This is a genomic window from Marilutibacter spongiae, from assembly GCF_014145325.1.
GTDB classification, from domain to species: Bacteria; Pseudomonadota; Gammaproteobacteria; order Xanthomonadales; family Xanthomonadaceae; genus Marilutibacter; species Marilutibacter spongiae.
The window spans coordinates 1-871 of record NZ_JACHTF010000046.1 but is presented as its reverse complement, the minus strand read 5'-3'; the positions used below and the strand labels follow the sequence as shown (position 1 = coordinate 871).

General features: G+C 65.9%; 1 pseudogene. It reads left to right on the top strand.

The window, feature by feature from the left end:
• Positions 1 to 866: pseudogene (locus H4F98_RS16630) on the top strand (IS3 family transposase); the annotation flags it as partial.
• Positions 867 to 871: the final 5 nt, after the last annotated feature.

Below are 871 nucleotides of genomic sequence, written 5' to 3'. Positions count from 1 at the left end.
TCAGGTGATCGAACGTTGCCGCGATGAATTTCCGGTTCGACTGATGTGCCGCTGCCTGCGGGTCTCGGCCAGCGGCTACTACGATTGGAGCAGGCGCCTGCCCAGCGCCCGAGAGCGCGACAACCAGCGCCTGCTCGGCCGGATCCGTGAGCTGCATGAGGACAGCCGCGGCACGCTGGGTGCCGGTCGCATGCACGAGGACCTGGTGGAGGAAGGCGAGTCAGCCAGCCTGAACCGGGTGGCGCGCCTGATGGCGGAAGATGGGCTGCAGGGCTGGCCGCGACCGAAGCGGCGTGGCAAGCGTGCCCACCCCGCGCTCACGCCGCCGGGCGTGCGCAACCTGCTGGAGCGGGACTTCACCGCACTGGAGCCGGAGGCCAAGTGGGTCACCGACATCACCGAACTCAAGACCCGTCAGGGCAAACTGTACCTGTGCGTCGTGCTGGATCTGTTCGATCAGCGGGTCGTGGGCTGGTCGATGCATCACCGCCAGGACCGGCAGATGGTGATCCGGGCCGTGCAGATGGCCGTCTGGCAGCGGCAGGGCAGCCAGCCGGTCATCCTGCACTCCGACCGTGGCAGCCAGTTCCGAAGCGGCGACTACCAGCGATACCTGGCGGCCAACGGCCTTGTGTGCTCGATGAGTGCGGTGGGCCACTGCGGTGACAACGCGGCCTGCGAAGGTTTCTTCGGCCTGCTCAAGCGCGAGCGGATCCATCGCATGAACTACCCACCCCGACGATGCTGCAAGGGCGGATGTGTTCGAATACATCGAGCGGTTCCACAATCCGAGGATGCGGCGGAGGGTCGCCAGGCAAGACCAGAAGTTCTCAGCCCTTTTACAACCGTCCGTGATTTCGGGGTAGAACCC